The organism is Noviluteimonas gilva, from assembly GCF_009740395.1.
GTDB lineage: Bacteria > Pseudomonadota > Gammaproteobacteria > Xanthomonadales > Xanthomonadaceae > Noviluteimonas > Noviluteimonas gilva.
Genome location: NZ_WOXT01000004.1, coordinates 105208 through 121337, shown reverse-complemented (window position 1 = coordinate 121337; position 16130 = coordinate 105208). Strand labels below are relative to the sequence as shown.

Genomic DNA, 16130 nt, shown 5'->3' with positions numbered 1-16130 from the left:
AGGGAGGCCACCTGCCAAGTATAGAATCCGGCGATGGTCGCCACCCTTGCGTTGTACGACACGAAAGCCGCCCGCACGCTCGACGCGCGCGCCACCGCCGAATTGGGCGGCGACGCCTTCGAGTTGATGCGGCGCGCCGGCCGCGCGGCCTGGCATTGCGCGCTGCGGCATTGGCCGCAGGCGCAGCGCATCGTCGTGGTCTGCGGGCCGGGTAACAACGGCGGCGACGGCTACGTGCTGGCGCGCCTGGCGCTCGAGGCGGGGCGCTCCGTGCGCGTCGTGCGCTTGCCCGAGCATTCGCCGACCACGCCGTCGGCCCAACGAGCGCGCGATGAATTCCGCCAGCGCCAGGGCCCCATCGAGGCCTTCGTCGATACGCTCCCGCCCGCGGATCTCATCATCGATGCCTTGTTCGGCATCGGCCTGACGCGCGCGCCGGAAGGCAACGCGAAGGCGCTGATCGACGCGATCAACGCGCAGCCGGCGCCGCGCCTGTCGATCGACGTGCCGAGCGGCATCGACGCCGACACCGGCGGTATGCCCGGCGCGGCGGTGCTCGCCACGCGCACGCTGGAATTCATCGTGCCCAAGCCCGGCTTGCACACGGGGCCCGCGATCACGATGCGCGGCAGGCTCGAACTCGCCGAGTTGTCGATGCCTTCGCAGATGTTCGACGGCATCGATCCGCATTCGGCCTTGCTGCTACCCGATGCATTGAAGGGTGTGTTGCGCCCGCGCAGTCGCGATGCGCACAAGGGCGATTCCGGGCGCGTGTTGTGCCTGGGCGGCGACCACGGCAGCGGCGGCGCGATCATGTTGTGCGCGGAAGCTGCGTTGCGTGCAGGCGCTGGGCTCGTCGACGTCGCAACGCGCGAGGAATACGTCGGTGCGCTGCTCGCGCGCCGGCCCGAAGCGATGGTGCGCGCGGTCGAACGCAGCGAAGACCTCGCGGTGCAATTGGAACGCGCGGATGTCGTCGCCGCCGGACCCGGGTTGGGGCAGGGCATGTGGGGGCGCGTGTTGTTCGGCGCCGCGCTCGGAGCGGACAAACCGCTCGTGCTCGATGCCGATGCGTTGAACCTGCTCGCCACGCGCGACAACGTTGCGTTGCCCTCGGGCGCCATTCTCACGCCGCATCCGGGCGAAGCCGCGCGCTTGCTCGGTGTGTCGTCGGCTTACATCCAGAACGATCGCCACGGCGCGGCGAACGCGATCGCGGAAAAATACGATGCCGTCGTCGTGTTGAAAGGCGCAGGCACGATCGTCGTCGAACGTGGTCGTCGTGCCGCCGTCATCGGCGCAGGCAATCCCGGCATGGCCGCCGGTGGCATGGGCGATCTGCTTACCGGTGTGATCGCTGCATTGCGTGCGCAGGGCATGTCGGCATACGACGCTGCGTGCGTCGGCGCATTGCTGCATGCAAGCGCGGGCGACGAAGCGGCGCGCGACGGTGGCGAACGCGGTTTGTTGCCGTCGGATCTGCTGCCGCGGTTGCGTCGCCTCGCGAATCCTGATGCGATTCGCTGATGCGCGCGTTCCTGCCCACGCCCGACGACACCGATCGCATCGCGGCGGTTTTCGCAAGCACGCGTCCGCCGCGCGCGATCGTGCATTTGCGTGGCGATCTGGGTGCGGGCAAGTCGACGTTCGCGCGTGCGTTGTTGCGCGCACTCGGCGTGCGCGGCGCGATTCGCAGTCCGACCTACACGCTCGTCGAACGCTATCCACTCGATGACGGTGGCGATGCGTTGCACCTGGACCTGTATCGCATCGGCGATCCGGGTGAACTGGAATTCCTCGGCCTCGACGCGAGCGAGGGCACGCTCTGGCTGGTCGAATGGCCCGAGCGCGGCGGGCGGGCGCTTCCGCAGCCCGATATCGACGTCCTGCTCGCCCTGGAAGGGGACGGACGGTCGCTCGATGCCGTCGCGGGGTCGCCGGTCGGCGACGAATGGTTGGCGCGTTTGGCCGGTCACCCCCACTTGCATGCGTTTGTTCCCCCTCGCTGAGAGGAACCGGTGGCAGGTGCCGGATAGATAAGGAAAAAGTGGTTGCAAAACCCTCCGGCCGGTGCTTAACTCCCGGTCATGCGTATCAAGGGGGCCACCGTGCAGCAATGGGCACTCGGCGCAGCGCTGATCTTCGCGCTGTGCTGGAACATCGCGCGCGCCGGTGAGATCAAGGGACTGACCCTTCGCGAGGGCGCCACCGGCACCCGCGCCGAACTCCTGCTCGACGGCCCCGCCGATTACTCGACCCTGACCCTGGCCGGCCCCGACCGCCTCGTGGTGGACCTGCCCGCCGCCAAGCTCGGCCGCTTCGCGCTGCCCGAAGGCGCCGGCGTGGTGAAGTCGGTCCGCACGGGCCAGCCCGTGCCGGGCACGGTTCGCGTGGTGTTCGACCTCGCATCGCCGGTCGTGGGCCTCAAGCCCCGCATGGAAACCACCGACGGCGTGACGCGCCTGGTGCTCGAATGGCCGGGCGACGGCAAGCCGGGTGCGAGCGGTGACCTCGGCGGCACAGCCGTTGTCAGCCCCGCCGTCGCCGATCCCATCGGTGCGTTCGCCAACAAACCCGAACCCACGCCGCAGGAAACCGCCGCGCGTTCGGCCAAAGCGACCTCGCGCCTCGTCGCCACGCTGCCGAATGCGCAGGGCGCGGCGAGCAAGCCTGTTTCCACGGTCCCGTCGGCTGCCTCGACGAGCGCGTCGACCTATTCGCCGCCCACCACCATCGCGACCGGCGTTCCGACCACCATCGCCACCGGCGTGCCCACGCCGATCGCTTCGACCACGCCGCCGCCCGGCGCGACCAAGTCGATGCAACAACTGCGCAAGGCCGGCATGCGCGAGCTGGTCATCGCGATCGATGCCGGCCACGGCGGCCAGGATCCCGGCGCACGCGGCGGCCGCGGCACGCGCGAGAAGGACGTGACGCTCGCCATCGCGCGCGAACTCGCGCGCCAGATCAACGCCACGCCCGGCCTGAAGGCCTACCTCACCCGCGACACCGACGTGTTCATCCCGCTTGCGCAGCGCTACCAGAAGGCGCGCGCGGCGAAGGCGGACATGTTCGTGTCGATCCATGCCGACGCGTTCAACAACCCCGATGCGAACGGTTCGTCGGTGTTCGTGCTGTCGCAGCGCGGCGCCTCGTCGCAGGCCGCGCGCTGGTTGGCGAACCAGGAAAACGCGGCCGACCTGGTCGGCGGCGTGCGCCTGCAGGACAAGGACAACACGCTGGCCTCGGTGCTGCTCGACCTCTCGCAGAGCGCCACGATGAAGGCCTCCGAGGACATCGCCGGCCACGTGCTGAGCGGCCTGAAGAAACTGGGCAAGACCCACAAGTCGAGCGTGGAGCGCGCGAACTTCGTCGTGCTGCGCTCGCCCGACGTGCCCTCGATGTTGGTGGAGACCGCGTTCATCACCAACCCCGAAGAGGAACGCCGCCTCAACGATCCGCGCCACCAGCAAGACCTGGCGCGCGCGATCCTCGATGGCGTCAACCGCTATTTCACCCGCCAGCCGCCGCCGGGAACGCTGTATGCGGCGCGCGCGGAAGCCGCAGAGAATCCGACGGCGAGCGCCGCCGGCAGCCGCTGACGGCAGGTATGATCGGCGCTGCTCTTTCGTGCAGCGCCGCGCAGTGCCCATCCGCCAACTTCCCGACACCCTGATCAACCAGATCGCCGCGGGCGAGGTCGTCGAACGACCGGCGTCCGTCGTCAAGGAATTGGTGGAGAACGCGCTCGACGCCGGCGCGCGCCGCGTGGAGATCGACCTGGAAGAAGGCGGCATCCGCCTGATCCGCGTGCGCGACGACGGCGGCGGCATCGCGCCCGACGAACTTCCGCTCGCGGTGTCGCGCCACGCGACCAGCAAGATCGCCTCGCTCGACGACCTCGAAGCCGTCGCCACGCTCGGTTTCCGCGGCGAAGCGTTGCCGTCGATCGCGTCGGTCAGCCGCTTCATGCTCGCCTCGCGACGCACCGACGCCGAGCATGGCGCCGCCTTGCACGTCGACGGCGGCCGCCTGGGCGAAGTCGCCCCGAAACCACATCCGCAGGGCACGACGGTCGAAGTGCGCGACCTGTTCTACAACGTGCCCGCGCGCCGCAAGTTCCTGCGCGCCGAACGCACGGAGCTGAGTCACATCGAAGAATGGCTGCGTTCGCTCGCGCTCGCACGCCCGGATGTCGAACTGCGCGTCTCGCACAACGGCCGCCCTGCGCGTCGCTATCGCGGCGACGGCATCCTCGCGTCCACCGATCGCCTGTTCGAAACGCTCGGCGAGGAATTCGCGAAGCACGCGCTGCGCGTCGAACATTCCGGCGCCGGCTTGCGCCTGCACGGCTGGATCGCGCAACCGGTCTACAACCGCGCGAGCGCCGACCAGCAGTATCTCTACGTCAACGGCCGCAGCGTGCGCGACCGCAACGTCGCGCATGCGGTGAAGCAGGCCTACGCCGACGTGCTCTTCCACGGGCGACAACCGGCTTACGTGTTGTTCCTCGAACTCGACCCGCGCACCGTCGACGTCAACGTGCATCCGGCCAAGCACGAAGTGCGCTTCCGCGAATCGCGCCTGGTGCACGACTTCGTCTATCGCACGCTGCATGCGGCGCTGGCCGAAACGCGCGCGGGCCTCTCGGCGGAAAGCGCGGCGCCCGTCGTTGCCGAACCTGGCGCGCGCACGTGGGTCGGTCCGTCGTGGAATGGTTCGGATCAGTCGGGCCTGTCGTTGCGTGTCGCCGATGCGCGGGTCGCGTACGCGGCGTTGTATGCGAACGACGACGTCGCCCTCGCCGAAGCGCCGCGCCCCATGTCGATGCCCGAGGCGCGCGACGACACCGCGCCGCCGCTCGGCTTCGCGATCGCGCAACTCCACGGCATCTACATCCTCGCGGAGAACGCCGACGGTCTGGTCGTCGTCGACATGCATGCCGCGCACGAACGCATCGGCTACGAAAAGCTCAAGGGCGCGCACGACGGCGAAGGCCTGCGCACGCAGCCCTTGCTGGTGCCGATGAACGTCGCGGTGTCCGAGCGCGAAGCCGATGTCGCCGAACGCGAGGCCGCCACGCTCGCCGCGCTGGGGTTCGAACTCACGCGCAGCGGGCCGGGTTCGCTGCTGTTGCGCAGCGTGCCGGCCTTGCTCGCCGATGGCGATGTCGAAGCCTTGTTGCGCGACGTGCTTGCCGATCTGCGCGAACACGGCGAATCGCGGCGCGTGTCCGCCGCGCGCGACGAATTGCTGTCGACGATGGCCTGCCACGGCGCCGTGCGCGCCAATCGTCGTCTTACCATCGCCGAAATGAACGCGCTGCTGCGCGAAATGGAAGCGACCGAACGTTCCGGCCAATGCAACCACGGCCGTCCCACGTGGACGCGCTTCGCATTGGGCGACATCGACAAATGGTTCCTTCGAGGGCGTTGAGCACATGGGGAAGGTCAGGGGAATGGGGAAGGGACTGGCGCTGACGTTGATCGCCTGCACGCTCGTGTTGGGCGCCTGCGACAAGACCGACGAAGAAGCGGCCGCACGCGCGGCGGCCGAAGCGCGCGCACGCGCATTCGCCGCATCGGAGAAGCCGTGGCGTGATGCACGCGTCGCCGAACTCACCGCGCCGCAAGGGTGGACGTCGGTGATCGGCCTGCACTGGATCGACCCCGGTTCGCATTACGCCGGCGCCGCGGGCAGCAATGGCATCCGCATGGCGATGGGCCCGGCGCACCTGGGCATGCTGGAACTCGGTGCCGATGGCCGTGTGCGCTTCGTGCCGGACAAGAGCACCGCGCTGACGCTCGACGGCGAACCGCTCACGGGTGCGACGGTGCTGAAGACCGACGCGGACGAAGGCGGCCCGAGCAAGATCGGTTTCGACGAGGGCAAGGGCCTGGCCACGGTCATCAAGCGCGGCGACCGCGTTGCGCTTCGCGTGAAGCACAGCGATGCGCCTGCGCGGTTGCAGTTCGCCGGCTTGCAGTTCTGGCCGGGCGGTCCCGAGTGGAAGGTCACCGGGCGCTTCATCCCGCATCCGGCGGGCACGACGCTGCCGATCGTCAACATCGTCAACATGGTCGAACAAGTGGCCAACCCCGGCGCGGTGGAATTCACGCACGGCGGCAAGACCCATCGCCTCGAATTGCTCGACGAAGGCGAACCGACGCTGTTCCTCGTCTACGCCGATCGCACGAGCGGGCACGGCAGTTATCCCGCGGGCCGCTATCTCGACCTCGCGCGCCCGACCGCGAACCAGCAGATGACGATCGATTTCAATCGCGCGGAGAATCCGCCGTGCGCGTTCACGGCTTACGCCACCTGTCCGTTGCCGCCGGTCGCCAATCGCCTCGATCTTGCAGTCGAAGCCGGCGAACGCGTCTACACCAAACACTGATCGAAGGATCCGACATGCGCCGCCTCCTGCTCGCCGCCGCGACACTCGCCATCGCGATCCCGCTGTTCGCCTCCGACGCCTCGGCGCCGAAATCCACGGGCGCGCCGGTGCCGCTGCTGTGGAAAGTGTCCGACAAGGACAACACCGTCTACCTGCTGGGCTCCTTCCACATGCTGACGAAGGACGACTATCCGCTGTCGAAGGATGTCGACGCGGCGTATGCCGATGCCGAGGAAGTGGTGTTCGAACTCGCGCCGGAGGAGATGTTGTCGAAGGACCTGGGTATGGCGATGGGGCAGGCGGCGATTCGCACGGACGGCACTACGCTCAACGATGAACTTCCGCCCGCGCAGCGCGCGCGCCTGGCGCAGTGGCTGCAGGACAACGAAGCCACGCTTCGGCAGATGGGCGTGCAGCCGGCGATGTTCCAGATGGTCGATGCCTGGTACGCCAGCCTGCTGGTGACGATCGCCGAGGCGCGCGCCGCGGGGTTCGATTCCGAACTCGGCCTCGACGCGCATCTGGGCAAGCAGGCGACGGCCGACGGCAAGCGGACGAGCGGGCTGGAAGGCGGCATGAAGCAGCTGGCGATGTTCGAAAACATGGACAGGCAGGTGCAATTGCAGCTGATGGCCGAATCGTTCGACGAAACCGACGGCGGCAAGGCCGCGCTGGAGCGCCTGCATGCGCAATGGCGGAGCGGTGATGTCGACCAGTTGTGGAAGAAGCTCGGCGTCGAATTCCGCGACGAGTATCCGGCGCTCTACAAGACGATCAACAGCGATCGCAACGCTGCGTGGGTGCCGCTGCTGCGCAAGCGCCTCGACACACCGGGCACCGACGACACGCTGGTCGTGGTCGGCGCGCTGCACCTGCTCGGCAAGGACGGCGTGGTCGAACGCATGAAGGCGCAGGGCTATACGGTCGAGCGCGTCTGCTCGGCGTGCGCGAAGCGGTAAGTCTCGCATGGCGACGCTGACGCCGATGCTGCAGGTTCCCGACATCCGCGCGACCATCGCGTGGTATGTCTCGGTGGGCTTCACGCTGATCGAGAGCGCGGAAGAAGAGGGCGAGCTGATCTGGGCGCTGCTCGGCTACGGCGAGGGCCGCGTGATGTTCAACTGCGGCGGCCACGCGAGCGATGCGCCGCGCCGCGACGCCGATCTGTATCTGCAGGTCGAAGACGTCGATGCGCTCTTCAACGCGCTGCCCCGGAGCGTGGTCGTGTTCGAAAGCCCGCACGACACCTTCTACGGCATGCGCGAGTTCATCCTGCGCGACAACAACGGGTTCTGGCTGACCTTCGGCGAACCCGTCAGGCGGCACTGACCATTTCGATGCAATCCACCGGGCATGCGGGCACGCAAAGCTCGCAACCGGTGCACAGCGGTTCGATGACGGTGTGCATGTGTTTGCTGCCGCCGACGATCGCGTCGACGGGGCAGGCCTGGATGCACTTGGTGCAGCCGATGCAATCGGCTTCGATGACCAGCGCGACGATCGGCGGCTTGTGTGTGCCGCGCGATCGATCGTAGGGAACCGGCGTGACATCGAGGATCTTCGCGAGCGCGCGTGCGCCCGCATCACCGCCGGGCGGACAGCGTTCGACGCCGGCTTCACCGCGCGCCATCGCCTCCGCATACGGGCGGCAACCCGCGAAACCACACTGGCCGCATTGCGTTTGCGGCAACACGCGATCGAGACGCTCGACGAGGTCGATCGCGATGTCCACGGCCTTACTTGACCGGCGCACCCGCCGGCGCGCCCTGCGCGTCGAGCAAGTGCAGCCCGCCGCCATCGGCACCGGCGGAGAGGATCATTCCTTCGCTCACGCCGAAGCGCATCTTGCGCGGCGCGAGGTTGGCGATGAACACGACGTTGCGACCGACCAGCGCCGCCGGATCGCCGTACGACGCACGGATGCCCGAGAAAATCTGGCGCTTGCCCAGTTCGCCCGCGTCGAGTTCGAAGCGCAGCAGCTTGTCGGAGCCTTCGACGAATTCGCACGCCAGGACCGTCGCCACGCGCAGGTCGAGCTTCGCGAAATCATCGATGCCGATGTGCGCGGTCTCGGCCGCTGCAGCCGTCACGGGCTTCAGGGCTTCGGGCTTCGCGGCGGCGACGGGCGGCGCGGCGACGGACGCCATGGTGTCCTTGCTGGCTTCGGTCATGTGGTCGATGTGCTTCGGGTCGATGCGGGTGAACAACGGAACGTAAGGGTCGATGCGATGCGCGAGCAGCGGCTGCGCGAGGTCCTGCCAGCCCGCGACGGGCGCGCGCAGGAACCCTTCGGCGCGCTGCGACAACAGCGGCAACACCGGCTTGAGCATCGCGGCGAGCACGCGGAACAGGTTGAGGCCCTGCGTGCAGACGGCCTGCAGTTGCGCGCCGCTGCCTTCCTGCTTGGCGAGCACCCACGGTTTGGTTTCGTCGATGTAGCGGTTCGCTTCGTCGGCGAGCGCCATCGCATGGCGCAACACGGCGGCGGGCTGGTTCGCTTCGTATGCAGCGGCGACTTGCGGGATCGCATCGACGAAACGCGCGTACATCGCCGCATCCGGCAATGCATCGGCGAGCTGGCCGCCGAAGCGCTTGTCGATGAAGCCGGCGCAACGGCTCGCAAGATTCACGAACTTGCCCACCAGGTCGCTGTTCACGCGCGCGACGAAGTCGTGCAGGTTGAGGTCGAGATCGTCGACGCCGCCGCCGGACTTCGCGGCGAAGTAGTAACGCAGCGCTTCGGGATCCAGGCCGGCCTCCAGATACGTGCGCGCCATGACGAAGGTGCCGCGCGACTTCGACATCTTCGCGCCGTCGACGGTCAGATAGCCGTTGACGTGCAGCTTGGTCGGCGCGCGGAAGCCCGCACCATGCAACACCGCCGGCCAGAACAGGCCGTGGAAGTTGACGATGTCCTTGCCGATGAAATGGTGCAGCTCGGCTTCGCTGTCGTGCGCGAGGTACTGCATGAAGTTGGCGCCATCGCGCTCGCACAACACCTGCAGCGCCGAGAGGTAACCGATCGGCGCATCGAGCCACACGTAGAAATACTTGCCCGGATGGCCGGGGATCTGGAACCCGAAGTAGGGCGCATCACGTGAGATGTCCCACGCGCGCAGGCCGCCTTCGGCGTCGAGCCATTCCAGCAACTTGGCCTTCACGCCGGGAATCGCGACGTCGCTGGCGAGCCAGCCGCGCAGGAAATCGCTGAAGGGCCCGACTTCGAAGAAGAAGTGCTCGGAGTCGCGCAACTCCGGCGTCGCGCCACTGAGCACCGAGCGCGGTTCCTTCAGATCGGTCGGCGCATACGTGGCGCCGCAGTTCTCGCAGTTGTCGCCGTACTGGTCGGGCGTGCCGCAGTTCGGGCAGATGCCCTTGATGTAGCGATCGGGCAGGAACATGCCCTTCGCCGGATCGTAGAACTGCGCCACGCTGCGCCGCGAGATGTGGCCGCGCGCATCGAGCGCCGCGTAGATCGCTTCGGTCAGCTGGCGATTGGCCGGCGAGTTGGTCGAGTCGTAATGATCGAAGGCGACGTGGAAGTCGGCGAAGTCGCGCTCGTGCTGCGCCTGGATCGCGGCGATGAACTGCTCGGGCGTGGTGCCGGCTTTCTCGGCGGCCAGCATGATCGGCGTGCCATGCGTGTCGTCGGCGCACACGAAGCGCACCGCGTCGCCCGCCATGCGCCGTGCGCGCACCCAGATGTCGCCCTGGACGTAGCCCACCAGGTGCCCGAGGTGCAACGGGCCGTTGGCATAGGGCAGGGCACAGGAGACGGCGACGTGGCGGGGCATGGCGCGTGCTTTGAACGGGGCCGGCGATTATGGCACGGACACGAAAAAGCCCGGCTTGCGCCGGGCTTTCGGTGTCGACTGCGATGCGCGCGAACGCGCGATCGTCAGTTGACGCGTTCCCACTTGCCGGTGCGGCAGAACACGAGCTTGCAGCCGGTGACTTCCAGGTGCTTGCCGTCGGCCGAAGCCTTGACCGTCTTGACCTTGAAGTTGTCGCCCGTCGACGGCTTGAAGCCCTTGCCGCCCGACCAGACGCCGTCTTGCTGCACCACGTCCCAGAACACGAGCATGCCCGCGACGGGCTTGCCCTTCTTGTCGCCCGAGCATTCGTCGCACGTGGCGTTGGGCTTGTTGAGGGATTCGACGACCTTGGCCGCGATCCCGCCGTTCTTGGTGCGATAGACCTCGGTGATCGACATCGGCTTGCCGGTCTCGTCGTCGAAGGTCTTCCACTTGCCGATGACCGGATCCGGCGCCTGGGCCGACGTCGCGAACACAGCCACGAGCAGCGGCATCGCCAGCACGGAAGCGAAGAACTTGGTGCGCATGGGTCCCCTCCCAGGGATCGTTGAAATGGTCCGCACGAATCCGGCGGACTGGCGGCTTTATACCGCATCCGGGTGCGTACGGAAGTCGGGGCCGCGCGGCGGTTCAGCCTACAATGCACGGCTCCCCCCGCAGTGCCTCCCATGACGCCCCTCGAATCCCGGATCGCCGCCCTCCGCGACCCCGCCGCGGGCCTTACGCTCGCCGATACCGGCGCGCGCATCCGCGCCGCCGTCAGCGACGGTCACGCCGCCGTTGCCGTTACGCTGGGCTATCCGGCCGCCAGCTGGCACGAAATGCTGCGCGCGCAGGTCGCCGAGGCGGTCGCCGCCGAAGGCCTCAAGCTCGCCAGCCTCGAACTCCAGACGCGCATCGACGCGCACGCGCCGCAGGGGCAACTCGCGCCGCTGCCGCGCATCCGCAACGTCATCGCCGTGGGTTCGGGCAAGGGCGGCGTGGGCAAGTCGACGACCGCGGTGAACATCGCGCTGGCGCTGGCCCGCGAAGGCGCGCGCGTCGGCGTGCTCGATGCCGACGTCTACGGCCCGAGCATCCCGATGATGCTCGGCCTGTCCGGTCGCCCCGACAGTCCCGACGGCAAGGCGATCGAGCCGATGCACGCGCACGGCGTGGAAGCGATGTCGATCGGCCTGATGGTCGAACAGGACACGCCGATGATCTGGCGCGGCCCGATGGCGACCTCCGCGCTGACGCAGTTGCTCGAACAGACGCTGTGGGGCGGCGAAGGCCAGCTCGATTACCTGTTCGTCGACCTGCCGCCGGGCACGGGCGACATCCAGCTGACGCTTGCGCAGAAGATCCCCGTCGCCGGCGCCGTGGTGGTGACCACGCCGCAGGACGTGGCGACGCTGGATGCGCGCAAGGCGCTGCGCATGTTCGAAAAAGTCGAGGTGCCGGTGCTGGGCCTGGTCGAGAACATGGCGGTGCACACCTGCTCCAACTGCGGGCATGTCGAACACGTCTTCGGCCATGGCGGCGGCGAGCGCATCGCCGCGCAGTACGGCACGCCGCTGCTCGGCTCGCTGCCGCTGGAGATCGGCATCCGCCAGCAGGGCGATGCCGGCACGCCGATCGTCGCCGCCGACCCCGATTCGCCCGCCGCCGCGGCCTATCGCGCCGTCGCGCGCCGCCTGGCCGCCGAACTCGCGCGCCGCCCGCGCGCACCGGTGTCGCTGGGCGCGCAGTTGCTCTAGAACCCCATACAATCCCGCAATCCCGAACCCGCAAGAGACCGCATGAGCATCAAGAGCGACCGCTGGATCCGCCGAATGGTCGAACAGCAGAAGATGATCGAGCCGTTCGAACCCGGGCAGGTCAAGCACGCCGCCGACGGCCACCGCATCGTGAGCTACGGCACCTCCAGCTACGGCTACGACGTGCGCTGCTCGCGGGAGTTCAAGGTCTTCACCAACATCAACTCGACGATCGTCGACCCGAAGCATTTCGACTCCGGCAGCTTCGTCGACATCGAATCGGACGTGTGCATCATCCCGCCGAATTCCTTCGCGCTGGCGCGCACCGTCGAGTACTTCCGCATTCCGCGCGACACGCTCGTCGTGTGCCTGGGCAAGAGCACATACGCGCGCTGCGGCATCATCGTCAACGTCACGCCGCTGGAACCGGAATGGGAAGGCCACGTGACGCTGGAATTCAGCAACACCACGCCGTTGCCGGCACGCATCTACGCGAATGAAGGGGTGGCGCAGATGTTGTTCTTCCAGTCCGACGAAGTCTGCGAGACCTCGTACAAGGACCGCGGCGGCAAGTACCAGGGGCAGACGGGGGTCACGCTGCCGCGCACGTAAGAAAAGTTCGTTCCACACCAACCAAGGGGAAGGGGAAGTCGATGGAAAACAATCCGTACCAGGCGCCCAGCGCCAGCGTCGCAGAACACACCGAAGAAGTCCTCGCGGGGCGCGGTGAGCGCTTCCTCGCGGCGCTCATCGACACGATCCTCCTGTGCGTGATCCTGGTGCCGGCGATGTTCGCGACCGGTTACTTCGAACAGGCCGCGCGCGGCGAAGTCGGCATCGGCAAGGTCGTGGCGTATGGCTTCGCCGGCTTCCTGGTGTTCCTGATCGTGCAGGGCTGGCCGCTGGCGCAGTCGGCGCAGACCTGGGGCAAGAAGGTGCTCGGCATCCGCATCGCGCTGCTCGACGGCACGCAGCCCACCTTCGGCACCCTGATCCTCAAGCGTTACCTGCCGGTGCAGGTGGCGGGCGCAATTCCGGTGCTCGGCTTGGTGCTCAGCATGATCAACGTCCTGCTGATCTTCCGCAGCGACCGCCGTTGCGGCCACGATCTCATCGCCGGCACGCAGGTGTTGAAGAACTGATCCATCGCGTCCTCCGCCGCAGTGGCGGCGGAGGACGTTGTTGCGATCACGGCTTCTGGTAAGTCACGAAGAAGCCCTGCAAGTCGCCGTTCTCGATGTACGGCTCCACGCTTTGCACCTTGTAACCGCGCGTGGCGAAGGCCTGGTGCGCGCGGCTCAGCGCATTCGCCGCGCCCTGGTTGCGGAAGCCCCAGGTGGCGTCGACCCAGATCGTCGTGGCCAGCAGGCCGTTGCGGACGGCTTCGTTCGCGATGTCGTCGGGCTTTTTGTCGAACAGGCCGGCCTGCGCGGGCAGGGCGAGGGCCGCGAGAGCAGCGGCCAGGAACAACTTGCGCATCGGTGATTCCCCAGCGTGGGTCAGGATCCAGCGCCGATTGTCTCTTGCAACAGCTGAATCCGCTCGATCAGTTGCTCCGGTCCATAAGGCTTCGCGGCCGCCATGCCCCAGACCGGACGCGGCCAGGCGATGTCTTCGCGATAACGCGCGATGACGTGGATGTGCAGCTGCGACACGAGGTTGCCGAGCGCCGCCACGTTGAGTTTGTGCGGGCGGAAGACCTGCAGCGCGCGACATGCGCGATCGATTTCCTGCACGAGCGCCAGTTGCTGCGGCGGTGCGAGATCGGTGACTTCGGTCGCTTCGGCGATGCGCGGCACGAGGATCAGCCAGGGATGGTTCGAATCGTCCATCAATCGCACGTCGCACAGGGGCCAGGAGGCGACCGGGTGCGTGTCGTCGGCCAGTTGCGGATGCAGATGCCACGCGTCGAGGTTCATCGCAGTTGCGCCTCGAGGAAGTCGAGCGTGCGTTGCCAGGCCAGCTTCGCGGCGTCGGCGCCGTACGCCTTCGGATCCACGTCGCGATTGAACGCGTGCCCGGTGCCTTCGTACACGAAGACCTGCGCCTGCGGTTGTTTCTGCCGATGCAGTTCGATGTCGTGCGGCGGAATGCTGTTGTCGTCGGCGCCGAAGTGGAACATCAACGGTGCGCCGGCTTTCTCGTCGAGGAAAGGCACGCTGCGCGCGCCGTAGTAACCGACCGCGGGGAGCGACAGGCGCGTGGCGCACAGGAAGGCGAGGGTGCCGCCCCAGCAGAACCCGATCGCGCCCACGCGCAGGCCTTCCATCTGCAATTTTTCGGCGGAAGCGTTGATGACATCCATCGCGCGTTCGGTGCCCAGCGCGGACACCAGCGCGCGTGCGCGTTGCACGCCGGCGTCGTCGTAACCCAGTTCGACGCCGTGTTCGACCGGATCGAACAGGGCCGGTGCAAGCGCCACGAACCCGGCATCGGCCAGCCGCTCGGCGACGCTGCGGATGTGCGCGTTCACGCCGAAAATCTCCTGGATCACCACCACCGCGCCCTTCGAAGGACCCGGCGGCTCGGCGCGCCAACCCCGCACCGGCCCGTGCGGGGTCTCGATGTCGATCCATCCATGCATGGCCGCGGGCCTCCTGGCGATGGGCGTGAGGGAATCGTACTCCTTGGTAAATCGCGCGAAACAGCAAGCGCGGATCGGGCGGCCAAGCGGCCGTAGGGGCCGCCCGCGCCCCTATAATCCGCGACCTTCCGCATCCCCCCGGTCCGACCCCTCGATGTCCATCGCCACCAAGCCCAAGTCCGCCAGCCAGGGAGGCAAGGTCGGGTTCGTCAGTCTCGGGTGCCCCAAGGCGCTCGTGGACTCCGAACGCATCCTCACCCAGCTCAAGGTCGAGGGGTACGACATCGTGCAGACCTACGACGATGCCGACATCGTCGTGGTGAACACCTGCGGCTTCATCGACTCGGCGGTGACCGAATCGCTGGACGCCATCGGCGAGGCCATCGCGGAGAACGGCAAGGTCATCGTCACCGGTTGCCTGGGCAAGAAGCCGGAGCAAATCCGCGAAGCCCACCCGGGCGTGCTGTCGATCAGCGGCCCGCAGGACTACACCTCGGTGATGGAAGCCGTGCACCTGGCGTTGCCGCCGTCGCACGATCCCTTCCTCGATCTCGTGCCCGACTACGGCCTGAAGCTGACGCCGAAGCACTACGCGTATCTGAAAATTTCCGAAGGCTGCAATCACCGCTGCACGTTCTGCATCATCCCGTCGATGCGTGGCGACCTCGTCTCGCGCCCGGTCGACGACGTGCTGCGCGAAGCCGAGAAGCTCGCGATGGGCGGCGTGCGCGAGCTGCTCGTCATCTCGCAGGACACCTCGGCCTATGGCGTCGACGTGAAGTACGCCGAGCGCACCTGGCGCGGCAAGGCGTACCAGACGCGCATGAAGGCGCTGTGCGAAGGCCTGTCGGAACTCGGCATCTGGACGCGCCTGCATTACGTGTACCCGTATCCGCACGTCGACGACATCATTCCGCTGATGGCCGACGGCAAGTTGCTGCCGTACCTCGACATTCCGTTCCAGCACGCCGCGCCGCGCATCCTCAAGCTGATGAAGCGCCCCGGCAGCGTCGAGAAGACGCTCGAGCGCGTGCACAAGTGGCGCGAAATCTGCCCGGAGCTGGCGATCCGTTCGACCTTCATCGTCGGTTTCCCCGGCGAGACGGAAGCCGAATTCGAAACGCTGCTCGACTTCCTCGATGAAGCGCAGCTCGACCGCGTGGGTGCGTTCGCGTATTCGCCGGTCGAAGGTGCGACGGCGAATGCGTTGCCCGATCCGGTCCCGGAAGACGTGAAGCAGGAGCGCCTGGCGCGCTTCATGGAGCGTCAGGCTGCGATCTCCGCGGGCCGCCTGGAAGCGAAGGTCGGCACGACGCAGCGCTGCATCGTCGACGCAATCGACGGCGAGCTTGCGATCGCGCGCTCGCGTTTCGACGCGCCGGAAATCGACGGCCTCGTGCAGATCCAGGATGGTCGCGAAGCCGGCCTGAAGCCCGGCGATTTCGTGGACGTCGAAATCCTCGGCGCCGACGAGCACGATCTGTACGGCGAAGTGAGCTACAGCGCCGCCTGACCCCATCCCCCTTCCAAGGGGGATCAATCGCGCACAGCGCGATTGAGGGGGATAAAGATCGCGTCGATCCCACGCAACCCCA

17 protein-coding genes are annotated in these 16130 nt (G+C 67.5%); 11 read left to right on the top strand and 6 right to left on the bottom strand.

Going from position 1 to position 16130, the window contains the following annotated elements; translation table 11 throughout:
- Positions 1-33: 33 nt before the first annotated feature.
- From GN331_RS12810 to GN331_RS12780, 7 genes are all read left to right on the top strand, one after another.
- Positions 34-1527 (top strand): NAD(P)H-hydrate dehydratase, encoded by a 1494-nt coding sequence (locus tag GN331_RS12810; protein ID WP_156642645.1) that lies wholly within the window; start codon positions 34-36, stop codon positions 1525-1527.
- Entirely contained in the window at positions 1524-2009 is a 486-nt protein-coding gene (tsaE, locus tag GN331_RS12805) for a tRNA (adenosine(37)-N6)-threonylcarbamoyltransferase complex ATPase subunit type 1 TsaE (RefSeq protein WP_425489295.1), read from the top strand. Before GN331_RS12810 ends, tsaE begins: the two co-directional genes overlap by 4 nt.
- 78 nt (positions 2010-2087) lie before the next feature.
- Positions 2088-3602: an N-acetylmuramoyl-L-alanine amidase gene (locus GN331_RS12800; protein WP_156642643.1), complete on the top strand. Its 1515-nt coding sequence runs from the start codon at positions 2088-2090 to the stop codon at positions 3600-3602.
- A gap of 43 nt (positions 3603-3645) precedes the next feature.
- Positions 3646-5436: a DNA mismatch repair endonuclease MutL gene (gene mutL / locus GN331_RS12795; RefSeq protein ID WP_331713486.1), complete on the top strand. Its 1791-nt coding sequence runs from the start codon at positions 3646-3648 to the stop codon at positions 5434-5436.
- A 22-nt stretch (positions 5437-5458) separates the two neighbouring features.
- The gene (locus tag GN331_RS12790) at positions 5459-6397 is read left to right on the top strand and encodes a DUF1684 domain-containing protein (protein ID WP_156642641.1); all 939 of its coding nucleotides are present in this window, start codon (positions 5459-5461) and stop codon (positions 6395-6397) included.
- 14 nt (positions 6398-6411) lie between these two features.
- Positions 6412-7356 (top strand): TraB/GumN family protein, encoded by a 945-nt coding sequence (locus GN331_RS12785; RefSeq protein ID WP_156642640.1) that lies wholly within the window; start codon positions 6412-6414, stop codon positions 7354-7356.
- A 7-nt stretch (positions 7357-7363) separates the two neighbouring features.
- Positions 7364-7726, top strand: a complete 363-nt coding sequence (locus GN331_RS12780) for a VOC family protein (RefSeq protein ID WP_156642639.1) — start codon at positions 7364-7366, stop codon at positions 7724-7726.
- Here the strand turns inward: GN331_RS12780 and rnfB are convergent.
- From rnfB to GN331_RS12765, 3 genes are all read right to left on the bottom strand, one after another.
- On the bottom strand, positions 7713-8123 hold the full coding sequence (gene rnfB / locus GN331_RS12775; RefSeq protein ID WP_425489294.1) for an Rnf electron transport complex subunit RnfB: 411 nt from the start codon (positions 8121-8123) through the stop codon (positions 7713-7715). The two genes, GN331_RS12780 and rnfB, sit on opposite strands and share 14 nt — an antisense overlap.
- A 10-nt stretch (positions 8124-8133) precedes the next feature.
- Entirely contained in the window at positions 8134-10191 is a 2058-nt protein-coding gene (gene metG / locus GN331_RS12770) for a methionine--tRNA ligase (RefSeq protein ID WP_156642637.1), read from the bottom strand.
- A 104-nt stretch (positions 10192-10295) separates the two neighbouring features.
- Positions 10296-10739: a DUF2147 domain-containing protein gene (locus tag GN331_RS12765; RefSeq protein WP_156642636.1), complete on the bottom strand. Its 444-nt coding sequence runs from the start codon at positions 10737-10739 to the stop codon at positions 10296-10298.
- Positions 10740-10880: 141 nt separating this feature from the next.
- On the opposite strand from GN331_RS12765, the gene apbC reads away from it, so the two are divergent.
- From apbC to GN331_RS12750, 3 genes are read left to right on the top strand one after another with little or no spacing between them, the layout of a single operon-like run.
- Positions 10881-11951 (top strand): iron-sulfur cluster carrier protein ApbC, encoded by a 1071-nt coding sequence (gene apbC / locus GN331_RS12760; protein WP_156642635.1) that lies wholly within the window; start codon positions 10881-10883, stop codon positions 11949-11951.
- Positions 11952-11993: 42 nt separating this feature from the next.
- A complete protein-coding gene (gene dcd, locus GN331_RS12755; protein WP_036166972.1) occupies positions 11994-12563 on the top strand; it encodes a dCTP deaminase in 570 nt (189 codons plus the stop codon).
- A gap of 41 nt (positions 12564-12604) precedes the next feature.
- The gene (locus GN331_RS12750; RefSeq protein WP_156642634.1) at positions 12605-13093 is read left to right on the top strand and encodes an RDD family protein; all 489 of its coding nucleotides are present in this window, start codon (positions 12605-12607) and stop codon (positions 13091-13093) included.
- A gap of 46 nt (positions 13094-13139) precedes the next feature.
- Here the strand turns inward: GN331_RS12750 and GN331_RS12745 are convergent, their stop codons facing one another.
- Genes GN331_RS12745 through GN331_RS12735 form a run of 3 tightly spaced genes read right to left on the bottom strand, consistent with a single transcriptional unit; the run spans position 13140 to position 14535 of the window.
- Complete coding sequence (locus tag GN331_RS12745; protein WP_156642633.1) at positions 13140-13430, bottom strand: hypothetical protein; 291 nt, start codon at positions 13428-13430, stop codon at positions 13140-13142.
- Between the two features lie 20 nt (positions 13431-13450).
- Positions 13451-13870, bottom strand: coding sequence for an HIT domain-containing protein (locus GN331_RS12740; RefSeq protein WP_156642632.1), 420 nt, complete (start codon positions 13868-13870; stop codon positions 13451-13453).
- Positions 13867-14535, bottom strand: a complete 669-nt coding sequence (locus GN331_RS12735; protein ID WP_156642631.1) for a dienelactone hydrolase family protein — start codon at positions 14533-14535, stop codon at positions 13867-13869. Before GN331_RS12735 ends, GN331_RS12740 begins: the two co-directional genes overlap by 4 nt.
- Before the next feature lie 154 nt (positions 14536-14689).
- On the opposite strand from GN331_RS12735, the gene rimO reads away from it, so the two are divergent.
- Entirely contained in the window at positions 14690-16048 is a 1359-nt protein-coding gene (rimO, locus tag GN331_RS12730; RefSeq protein ID WP_156642630.1) for a 30S ribosomal protein S12 methylthiotransferase RimO, read from the top strand.
- The last annotated feature ends 82 nt before the right edge of the window (positions 16049-16130 follow it).

Bases quoted from the DNA above. Each gene is read 5' to 3' on its own strand.
- GN331_RS12810 (WP_156642645.1), top strand. From the start codon at position 34: ATGGTCGCCACCCTTGCGTTGTACGACACGAAAGCCGCCCGCACGCTC.
- GN331_RS12800 (WP_156642643.1), top strand. From the start codon at position 2,088: ATGCGTATCAAGGGGGCCACCGTGCAGCAATGGGCACTCGGCGCAGCG.
- GN331_RS12790 (WP_156642641.1), top strand. From the start codon at position 5,459: ATGGGGAAGGGACTGGCGCTGACGTTGATCGCCTGCACGCTCGTGTTG.
- GN331_RS12785 (WP_156642640.1), top strand. From the start codon at position 6,412: ATGCGCCGCCTCCTGCTCGCCGCCGCGACACTCGCCATCGCGATCCCG.
- GN331_RS12780 (WP_156642639.1), top strand. From the start codon at position 7,364: ATGGCGACGCTGACGCCGATGCTGCAGGTTCCCGACATCCGCGCGACC.
- metG (WP_156642637.1), bottom strand. From the start codon at position 10,191: ATGCCCCGCCACGTCGCCGTCTCCTGTGCCCTGCCCTATGCCAACGGC.
- GN331_RS12765 (WP_156642636.1), bottom strand. From the start codon at position 10,739: ATGCGCACCAAGTTCTTCGCTTCCGTGCTGGCGATGCCGCTGCTCGTG.
- apbC (WP_156642635.1), top strand. From the start codon at position 10,881: ATGACGCCCCTCGAATCCCGGATCGCCGCCCTCCGCGACCCCGCCGCG.
- dcd (WP_036166972.1), top strand. From the start codon at position 11,994: ATGAGCATCAAGAGCGACCGCTGGATCCGCCGAATGGTCGAACAGCAG.
- GN331_RS12750 (WP_156642634.1), top strand. From the start codon at position 12,605: ATGGAAAACAATCCGTACCAGGCGCCCAGCGCCAGCGTCGCAGAACAC.
- GN331_RS12745 (WP_156642633.1), bottom strand. From the start codon at position 13,430: ATGCGCAAGTTGTTCCTGGCCGCTGCTCTCGCGGCCCTCGCCCTGCCC.
- GN331_RS12740 (WP_156642632.1), bottom strand. From the start codon at position 13,870: ATGAACCTCGACGCGTGGCATCTGCATCCGCAACTGGCCGACGACACG.
- GN331_RS12735 (WP_156642631.1), bottom strand. From the start codon at position 14,535: ATGCATGGATGGATCGACATCGAGACCCCGCACGGGCCGGTGCGGGGT.
- rimO (WP_156642630.1), top strand. From the start codon at position 14,690: ATGTCCATCGCCACCAAGCCCAAGTCCGCCAGCCAGGGAGGCAAGGTC.